Annotated in this window: 7 protein-coding genes; 6 read left to right on the forward strand and 1 reads right to left on the reverse strand. The window is 31.0% G+C overall.

Annotation, left to right across the window (positions count from 1 at the left end):
- Positions 1-995 precede the first annotated feature (995 nt).
- The 6 genes from VKJ25_RS23570 (at position 996) to VKJ25_RS23590 (ending at position 8,419) form a co-directional block, all read left to right on the forward strand.
- Positions 996-1,751 carry a hypothetical protein gene (locus tag VKJ25_RS23570; RefSeq protein WP_324239092.1) on the forward strand — a complete coding sequence of 252 codons (756 nt, stop codon included), beginning with the start codon at positions 996-998 and terminating at the stop codon, positions 1,749-1,751.
- Positions 1,752-2,188: 437 nt separating this feature from the next.
- Positions 2,189-2,779 carry a hypothetical protein gene (locus VKJ25_RS23575; protein WP_324239093.1) on the forward strand — a complete coding sequence of 197 codons (591 nt, stop codon included), beginning with the start codon at positions 2,189-2,191 and terminating at the stop codon, positions 2,777-2,779.
- A 4-nt stretch (positions 2,780-2,783) separates the two neighbouring features.
- Positions 2,784-4,697: a ComEA family DNA-binding protein gene (locus VKJ25_RS23580; protein WP_324239094.1), complete on the forward strand. Its 1,914-nt coding sequence runs from the start codon at positions 2,784-2,786 to the stop codon at positions 4,695-4,697.
- A 268-nt stretch (positions 4,698-4,965) separates the two neighbouring features.
- Entirely contained in the window at positions 4,966-5,061 is a 96-nt protein-coding gene (locus tag VKJ25_RS24790; protein ID WP_375340370.1) for a hypothetical protein, read from the forward strand.
- Positions 5,062-5,331: 270 nt separating this feature from the next.
- Positions 5,332-7,440, forward strand: coding sequence for a prolyl oligopeptidase family serine peptidase (locus VKJ25_RS23585; RefSeq protein ID WP_324239095.1), 2,109 nt, complete (start codon positions 5,332-5,334; stop codon positions 7,438-7,440).
- Between the two features lie 751 nt (positions 7,441-8,191).
- Positions 8,192-8,419, forward strand: a complete 228-nt coding sequence (locus VKJ25_RS23590; RefSeq protein WP_324239096.1) for a DUF2949 domain-containing protein — start codon at positions 8,192-8,194, stop codon at positions 8,417-8,419.
- Between the two features lie 686 nt (positions 8,420-9,105).
- Here VKJ25_RS23590 and VKJ25_RS23595 read toward each other — a convergent pair.
- Positions 9,106-10,260, reverse strand: a complete 1,155-nt coding sequence (locus VKJ25_RS23595; protein ID WP_324239097.1) for a pyridoxal-phosphate-dependent aminotransferase family protein — start codon at positions 10,258-10,260, stop codon at positions 9,106-9,108.
- Between the last annotated feature and the right edge of the window lie 342 nt (positions 10,261-10,602).

The following is a 10,602-nucleotide window of genomic DNA, read 5'->3' on the forward strand; positions in this document are numbered from 1 at the left end:
GTTAAAACCCGCAAGGGCGGGTTGATATAAGTTTGAGAATAGGTATGAAAATTTTAGTTAAAACCCGCAAGGGCGGGTTGATATAAGTTTGAGAATAGGTATGAAAATTTTAGTTAAAACCCGCCCCTACTATAAATAATTATTCATTGAAGTGAAAGGGCGGGTTGATATAAGTTTGAGAGTAGGTATGAAAATTTTAGTTAAAACCCGCCCCTACTATTTCCATACTCTTTCTTTCCTTTACTTCTTCATAGAGTAGTTGACTTCGTGAATCTATAATCTAAAATAGAAAATATACAAATAGCTCGTATCAAGAAACCAACAAATTTGATTGTTAGGTAAAAATACTTGCTTGCTAAATTTTTTTTCAGCTCATCTTTGAGGGAAAGGTTTTAGGGAATATCAGAAAAAATGGCATTGGTGAATGAAGGGGTAAAATTTAAGTTTTTATTATTAAGAAACTGAGTTTATTGGAAATAGATGTATATTCAGTAATTAACAATTATATAGTTATGCCTTCTTAAAAGAATGGAATTTACTCAAAGGAAAGTTTTAGATTTATCCTATTTTTAGGACAAGCTTTGAACCTAAATTTTTGAATTATTTACATTATTAATTCTTGGGTAAAATATCCAATACCAAACCAGCTTATAAACCTTATAAAAACTATAGCTAAAATTATAGCTAAGACCGCCAAAATTGAAATAATTAATGCCTAAGAATATACCTATTTAAAGTATAAAGACCGCCAAAAAATTAAAGTAATTATTCGGTAATTAGCTATCAGTTACTGGCTATTTTTTATAGGGTATTAGAAAATATTTTTCAGGGATAAAAATCCCTTTTTTGTAAAGCATTCCGTTGGCGAAATATTCCTAAAAAAGGAAAAGAAAGGAAAATAAAAGTCATTTTGCTGAAAGTTGATAGCTAATAGCTAAATGCTTATTATATCTGAGATAACCTAAAATAAAATGTTCTTTGCGATGCAGGGAAAAATGGATTATGAAACTTTAGGAAAAACAGGAGGGATTAGCGCTACTCCTGGAACTCCACAATGGGCACTTGCGATTAAATTAAAATTACAATCTGTTCTGAAAAAAAGTATAGTTGCTAATGGAGAACAATTAAAAGCATGGCGTGAATTAATGAAACAACCAGCAGCTTATCAACAATTACTTGATGAGCATGGAAAACCATTTAATAGTTATGAGGAATTATGTCGTGCTGAACCACCTTATGGATTAGGTTGTGAATCGAAAGAAATTGAAGAATTAATTAGTGGATTAGAATCAACTAAAACTGAAAAAGTTGAGATACAAGAAGACCCTGTTAAGGATTTAGGAAATCCATCAAATTATTTTCATAAATTTTCTAAACTGGTGGAGACTTGTTCAGAAAATGAAGTTTTAAACGCATCTAAAATAGGGGAAATATTAGATTATGCTCATAGCACTGCTCAACTATGGAGAAAAAGATGGGAACATTTGGGATGGTTGGAACAATCAAAAAGTCGCGGAAGAGGCTTTTATCAGATTACTGAATCAGGAAAAGTTGCGGTGAAAAATTGGTTGGAACAACAACCAGAAGGTAAGTTAAGTAAGGAGTTATGGGTCGTGGTTCCTAAGAATCCTCAAAAGGCAGCAGAAAAGTTAATTAAGTCGTTTAAAGTTGAAGATTTAAGAGAGATTTATAAGTTAATTGGAGAATCTTTTGGTCAAGAATCAACTGTTTTTTATGAAGATATAGAATGAATATTTTTTGTAAGCATTCGGCTATTAGCAGTCAGTTCAAGTGCAATCAAAACGAATGAAGCAAGGGATCTTTTAACTTCTACTTTTGAACCATATATCTCACTCGATAAAACTATGTATATTTGTCAGAAATTATAGATTTACCTTAAAAGCTAATAGCTGACTGCTGAATGCTTACGATAATAATTTTCAGTAAACTAAATTATTTATGTTATGCTTTTTTAATAAAAATTGACCTAATTCAAAAAAAAATCTTTATAAGAATGATTATTGTCTGATACAATTCATATTGATTGTTAGTAGATCGACTATCGAGATAGTCCATGTTAAATATATAAAGATTTTTAGTTATGAACATGACTATTTTAGAAGTTTTTACTACAAGGTTTTTGCTAGTGTAAAATATACTGAATTAATAAAATTAAGAAGAGGAACTAATGACAGAAATTTCAACTGAACAAATGCTTTATTTGCTTTATACATTCGCTTATTCAACAGAGGGAACAGTAACTAAAGGAAATGTCAAGATTAATTTAGCTAAATTATCGAAAGAATATGGCAAAAATGCAGCACAAATTTGTGAAAGTTTATTTGAAAAGGGATTATTGGAGTCTCCGAAAAGACATAGAATTAGAATGACTGAGATGGGTATGGAAGTTCTGGTTATTAATCTGCAAAGAACTGAATATGAGTTTACCTCTGTTAAAGGACCTAAAATTTTAAATGCTTTGATGTCTTGTTTGAAGTTAGTTTCAAAGTATGGGGAAATAGATAAAAAGGTTGTAGATGAAGATATAGATTTTGAGACTTTTGTGGAAAAGTTTGAAAAGCTTTATTTTGAAGAAAGAAGGGTTCAAGAATTGCGGGGTATAGTTGTTATACGTAGTCAAGAAATCTGTCAAAAATTTATGGAGGAAAATAATATTTCTGAATCTAGTTTAAAGAAATATTTTGAGAAATTAAAATCTGACGGTATTGTGTTTGCCGTAGTAGAAGATAATGAAGAACTTATAGAGTGGGTGGATTAAAATTATGCCAGAAGATTCAGGAAAGAAAAGAGTAATTAAAGACTTTCTTCAACGGATAAAAGAAGGAGAAGGTTTTATTGAAGATATTTGGATTGAACGTGATATTAGACCTCTTGGAAAAAATGATATTCTTTCAGATAATAGAAGTTTATGTTCAGCTAACAGTTTGTCTACAAGAGCAGTATCTAATATTACTGAGCTTCTTCAAGATGATATTCGTCACACTTTTGAAGAAGGATATTTTACTGCTAGATTTGTTACTGCTGTTTTGGGTAGTGGCAAAACTTCATTACTAACTTATTTAGAACAACTAATTATCAATAAACCTGATGATCAAAAAAATTATGTAGTTATTAGGTTTGGATTTGACTATTTATCAGCAACACCAATATCTAGCAATTACAGTTTTGAAGTCAAGTTTTACTGTTATATTTTAAGCAAAACTTTTTGGGAGTTAACACGAAATCAAGAATCATTAGCAAGAGATGAAGCTATAGAATTTCTCAAAGATTATGATGCAGACAAAGCATTATTAGATAAACTCAATAGAAAGAAAATTGCTCGGGATAGTTTAGAAGGAAGTTTTTCGATGTTTTTTGTAAGTCTTGGTGTAGATTTAGGGAAACTATTTCTTAATCTAATATCCCGTATTAATCAAGTTTCTGCTGGATTTTCTTTTGCATATCTTATAGATGAATTAGATTCGTTAAAAACATCTGGTAATGAAATAGAAAATACTCAACTAATGTTGAAGGGTTTAATCAAGCGAATACCTGATGAATATAAGTCTAAAATTCCTCTACTAATTTATTTGGTAGGAACCAGAAATAGAGTCAGTCAAATTATTGAAGGAAACTCTGTGTTAAAAAGCTTAATTGCGAAAAATTTAATATCTATTAGTATGGGTTTAGAAAAAGAGCATCAAATAATTAGACAGAAAATAGATGAAAGGTTTAGAGGAGCATATCAGGGATATAAAGATTTTAATGTTGCTTGGCAAGAGGTTCAAAATATACCATTGAAATCTCCTATTGAACCTGCAAAAAATTTAAGGGCATTTTGTCAATATTATGGAGGAGAAGTCTTAAGAGTAAACGAAAAGTATTTTGCAGAAATGTCAGAACAAAAGTTTGAAGGTGATGCTCGTGGATTAGTTGAAGCAAAATGTCGAGAAAAATGGGGAAAATTTTTAAAACAGAAAGCATATACACTATTAACTTTTGACACTACAAACTCTATTCCAGGTAAAAAAACAGGAAAAAATCACGCTTTAGATTGTTATGTAGAATTACGTCATAATGGTACACAAGTAGCTAGAGGTTTTGGTGAGGCAAAAAATTATGAATTGTTGAGTTCTCACTTACAAATATTTAGTGATTGGTTAGATGATTTTGAATTTAATCCATATCCTTTGGATAATACTCCTCCAGACTTAGCTTTTATGATTGCTCCTTCATGTCCGTCACTTTTAGCAAAAAAGTTAAAGTCGAAAAATATTGAATTTATTGAAGCAGATAAAGAACTATCACCTCCAACAAATAAACTAAGTCCACCACCTGAAATGAATATCAACATTTCTGGTCAAGAAAAATCACAACTTATACTACCTACTCCAACTTCAAAACCTGAAATTAATACCAACATTTCTGGTGAAAAAGAAACACCTCCACCAACTTCAATACTTTCAAAAACTGGAATTAATATTAATACAGCAAATGAATCAGAATTAAGAACTGCCTTTAGAGGTTCTGGTGTCAAGAAAACAACTATTCAAAAGCTAATAAAAAATAGAGAAAGTAATCATTATAAAGATTTAGCTCATCTTGTATCCGATATGAGATTTACCAACAATGTAAAAGCTAAACTTCAAGAAAAACTTGATAAAAGAGAAATTTGCTTCTCAACCAGAAACTATTAAAAAACGACTAACAAAAATTTGGCATTATGAAAAATATAACATGACTTTCTCAGAAGGCGATCGCTACTTCTATTTAAGATAAAAATGAAATTATCTTTAATTATCTGACAGAAACTTCCTAACCAGAAACCATCAAAAAAACGACTAACAAAAATTTGGCATTATGAAAAATATAACATGACTTTCTCAGAAGGCGATCACTACTTCTATTTAAGATAAAAATGAAATTATCTTTAATTATCTGACAGAAACTTCCTAACCAGAAACTATTAAAAAACGACTAACAAAAATCTGGCATTATGAAAAATATAACATGACTTTCCGAGAAGGCGATCGCTACTTCTATTTTAAAAATGATGGTTGACAAAATTCAAGTATTTGATAGATATTACTTACTCTTGAATAAAAATTAATAGCTGCATTTTACAAGTCAGGTGTCTAGAAAAAATATCTTGAGCAGCTAATAAAAAAAGAGAAAAAATTCCGACAAAGATTGAACTTATCCAGGTATCTGACCTCAAAAATACCAAAAACAAACCCCAGCAAAAAAAACAAGAAGTAAAACTGCAAGAAAAACTTGATAAAGGCGAAATTTGTTTCTAAAATTAAATCAACTATTCACAAATAAAAAAATATGAAATATCCCAAACAACCTCTAACATATCCTGTCACTGAAAAAACAGACACAACAGAAAATTATCACGGTATTCAAGTTCCCGATCCTTATAGATGGTTAGAAGAACCAGACTCAGAAAAAACTCAAGATTGGATAAAATCTCAGAACGAAATTACCTTTAATTATCTGACAGAAATTTCCGAACGAGAAACCATCAAAAAACGACTAACAAAAATCTGGGATTATGAAAAATATAGCGTTCCTTTCCGAGAAGGCGATCGCTACTTCTATTTTAAAAATGATGGTCTACAAAATCAAAGTATTTTATATACTTTACCTACCCTAGATGCAGAACCAAAAGTTCTCATCGACCCCAACAAATTATCAGAAGATGGAACAGTCGCTCTTTCTAGAATTTCCATTAGTAATGATGGTAAATTAATCGCCTATGGTATCTCTAAATCTGGTTCAGACTGGCAAGAATGGCGCATCAAAAATATTGAAACAGGAGAAGATTTGCCAGATATTTTGCAATGGATAAAATTTAATCAACCAACTTGGAAAAATGATAATCAAGGATTGTTTTATAGTCGCTACGAACAACCACAAAAAAAAGAATTAGAAGAAACTAATTATTTGCAAAAAGTTTACTATCATACTTTAGGTACTGCTCAAAATGATGATGTACTTATCTATGAAAAACCAGACCAAAAAGAATGGTTATTTAATTGTTCTGTGACAGATGATGGCAAATATTTGATTTTGGTAATTAGTCAAAGTACAGAAAACAAAAACTTAGTTTTCTACAAAGATTTAACCATACCAAACTCCCCAATAGTAGAACTAATTAGTGAATTTGAAGCACAATATAGTCTGATAGATAATGATAATAATATCTTTTGGTTTGTCACAGATTTTAATGCTCCGAAAAAACGAGTTATTGCTATAGATATAAATAACCCCCCATCTCCTTCCTTAGTCACAGGAAAAAATAAAGATGAATGGCAAGAAATTATTCCCGAAACAACAGATACATTGATAGGAGTAAACATACTTAATAATCAGTTCGTTGCTTTCTATTTAAAAGATGCTCATACTCAAATAAAAATCTTAAATCTTGATGGTTCTCCAGTCAGAAATGTAGACTTACCTGGTATTGGTTCCGTAGGTGGTTTTCATGGCAAACGTTACGACAAAACCACATTTTATAGTTATGTTAGTTTCACAACTCCCTCAACTATTTATCAGTACGATATGGTGACAGGTGAAAGTAAAATTTATCGTCAATCAAACGTAGATTTTCATCCCGATGAATTTGAAACCAAGCAAATTTTTTATAATAGTAAAGATGGTACAAAAATTCCCATGTTTATTATTCATAAAAAAGGTATCAAACTAGATAGCAATAACCCAACTATTCTTTACGGATATGGAGGATTTAATATTTCTATAACTCCCAGCTTTTCTATTAGTAGATTAGTCTGGTTAGAGATGGGAGGAGTTTATGCCATAGCCAATATTCGTGGAGGTGGAGAATATGGTGAAGAGTGGCATCAAGCAGGAACAAAACAACAGAAACAAAATGTATTTGATGACTTTATTAGTGCTGCTGAGTGGTTGATAGAAAATAACTTTACTTCCTCAAAAAGATTAGCTATTAAAGGAGGTAGTAATGGTGGTTTATTAGTGGGTGCTTGTATTACTCAAAGACCAGAATTATTTGGTGCTGCTTTACCCGCAGTAGGAGTATTAGATATGTTACGTTTCCATAAATTTACTATTGGTTGGGCCTGGGTTTCTGATTATGGTTCTCCAGATAATCCAGAAGATTTTAAAGCTTTATATGCTTATTCTCCTCTACATAATTTAAAGTCAAAAATATCTTATCCTCCAACTTTTGTTACTACTGCTGACCATGATGATCGAGTTGTTCCAGCTCATAGTTTTAAGTTTATTTCTGCTTTACAAGAAGTTCATCTTGGAGATAATCCGGTGTTAATTAGAATTGAAACTAAAGCTGGTCATGGAGCAGGAAAACCTACTACGAAAATAATAGAAGAAATTACTGATGAATTTGCTTTTTTGCTGAGGAATTTTGAAATAGAATTACCTGAAAATTTTCAGTAAGTATTTTCTGTAATGCTACGGAAACAGCTTTTTTATAAATGAAATAAGCATTAGTTTAATTTCTACTTTCATAATGATGGAAAAATGCTTCTTTACTTCTCTATTTTTCAGATTAAAATCCCATTTTTTCCATCATTAAATATTTCTATCAATACCTTGCTTACTAAAAACTATAAACATTTTCATTCTCTGAGCTTCCCAAAAAAAATCGCCCTTGACGGGATTATCGGTTGCATTCTTACTAAAATTGTGATACTATCTATTTAAATGGGTTTATGTGCCCATATACATGATTTTTTATTCAACTAAAAAATCAGAAATTTTCTCATTATCTCTAGTGAATAATTTTTTTTGCTTAAAACTATATATTTTGAGAGATTATTATAATTTCACCAAAAAATTTATCTCAACTAATACATAATTTTGCGGAATAGTAAAGGTAACTTATGTAGAGAAAAATCGAAGAAACCTAAAGCTATTTTGATAACTAAGTTTCAGCTTTTGTGTACTCAATCAAAAAAAATTTTAATTTGCTTTAAAAAAAATTAGAGCTATGTAACAATCCAAAAATTGGCTGATGTTAACTTTATACATAAAAACTTTACTTTATTATAATCAAAAATTGCTTATTCTCAAGTAAAAACATTAATTCCATTGACTAGCAAATTCTGTCAAGTATATAATATACATCTTTTCTGAAAAAATCAAAATTAAACAAAAAATTCCTTGAAAAAAGGAGGTGAACAACAATATGACATCAACAAATTATGCTCGCTTTATCAATTTTTTACAAAATGAACTATCTATTTCTTCTGCTTCTATAGCAGTTGCTGAACGAGCTAGTGTTACTTCAGAATTATCATATCCTCAACCAGACTCTAATGCCTTGTCGATGATTTTGTGGCAATATGGTTTAGTTACTTTAGAACAGTTAGATAAAATATTTGATTGGCTACAAAATACTTATGATTTTAATTAAATAAGGAGTAGGTCATTTCAGTTATCAGTTATCCGTATTTGTAGGTTGGGTTGAGGTAACGAAACCCAACATCAACCCAAAACATCATTAGGGAGTAGGAAGTAGGGAGCAGGTGAAAATAGTTGATAATTTCTTTGGCATAATTAATTTATTATAGCTATTCAGCTCACTTTTTCCTAAGTCATCTTGTCAAATAGAATTTTAGACAAACAAATTTTTAATAATAAAGGAAGCAAGTATTTAGTTTAACTTTTACTTTTACTACATTTTGAACTAGAGAATTAAAGTAGAATAACGAGTAGTTCAATTTGCTAACAAAAGCTAATTTAACTAACTCCTAAACACTAAATACTTGCCTTGATTTTTTATTATCAAAGATTTCTAATAGTAAAATTTAGTTTATCAATTTAGCTAGAAATAAATACTTTATCTAACTATTAATATCCTCATCTTCCCAATTTACTACTAATAACAATTTCCTCACTCAAAGAAAGCTAAAAATCATACCTCAAAATTAAAGATTACAGGACTTACGCATTTTTGAGTTTCAACACTAAATAATCTATAACATTGTCATCTTTGAACTCTATATCTAGTTTGTTTGCGTAAGTCCTAAATTAATCAAGATAGATAGTATGACCTAGTTTAATAAAAATGGCATCACTACTTATCTGCCAATTTCATTATCATTCAGTTAAAACTTTGGCAGCAGCAGTTACACCAGCTCCTGAAGCAAAAGAACCATATTCCAACTCTCCTAAAGTAGCTTCCAAAGCAGCGATCGCCGTCAGAATATCTCTGTCACAGACAAAACCCAAATGTCCAATACGGAAAATTTTCCCCTTCAGATGGTCTTGTCCACCAGCTAAAGCAATATCAAAACGCTTTTTCATAATGGACCGGACTTTTTCTGCTTCTATTTCTGGTGGTGGAGCAACTGCTGTCACAGCAGGACTAGCTACTGCATCTGGACCTAATAAAGGTAAACCTAAAGCCTTAACTGCTGCACGAGTCGCATTCTTTAAACGTTCGTGTCGAGCAAAAATATTTTCTAATCCTTCAGCTTGCATCATTCTTAGTGTAGCTTGCAGGCCAAAGAATAAATTTACTGGTGGAGTAAAAGGCGTGGTATTTTTAGCTGCATCTTTACGATATTTACCTAAGTCTAGATAATAGCGTGGTAACTTAGCTGTTTCATAAGCAGTCCAAGCTTTAGGTCCAACTGCCACAAAAGCCAAACCAGGAGGTATCATGTAACCTTTCTGAGAACCAGAACCAACCACATCAAGGCCCAACTCATCTATAGGTACGCTGACTGCCCCAAGACTTGTCACAGCATCTACAATAATTAAAGCTTCACCATGAGCCTTAACATGACTATTAATAGTTTCTAAATCATTCAAAACACCTGTAGATGTTTCGCTATGAGTAAGAATAACTGCTTTAATTTGTTTGTCCTTATCCGCTTCTAGGTGTTGACGAAATTCTTCTGTGTCTAGAGGCTTGCCCCACTCAGCTGTAATTTTCTCAACTTCAACGCCATAAGCTATTGCTACTTCTGCCCAGCGATCGCCAAATTTACCATTACATCCACATAGTACGCGATCGCCAGGACTCAGGAAGTTAATTATACCAGCTTCCATAGCTCCAGTACCACTTGCTGCTAGAATCAATACATCATTTTTAGTTTGATGGAGCCATTTGAGGTTTTCTGTGACTTCGGCCATAATTTTAGAAAAGTCTCCACTTCTATGGCCTATTGGATGTTTAGCCATTGCTAGTAATGCTGTTTCTGGTACTGGAGTAGGTCCAGGAATCATTAACATTTGTTTATCATCCATTTTTTTCGTTCCTTTATTGTGTTTTATTTGTTTAGTTTCTATGTTTAGTTATACATAAGTTTGGTACAGAAAAAAGTTACTTTTTCTTTAAGATTCCTGACTTAAAATTTTGGGAAATTTTTAGTATTTTTTTTAGTTATCGAATAGTTATTTAATTCAAAATCATAAATTTATTCAATTTTTTTTGCGTAATTTTTTCTTGACTCTTTTTTGAGAAAACTAATCATAGGGAATAAATAGTAATTAAAGACATATCAATTTTATTTCAATGGTGTACAAAATTTCATTGTAAATTATTATGCTGCAAAATACTATAGCATTTTCATTAAAAATGCGATAACT

This window comes from Okeania sp. (genome assembly GCF_035285525.1).
GTDB lineage: Bacteria > Cyanobacteriota > Cyanobacteriia > Cyanobacteriales > Microcoleaceae > Trichodesmium.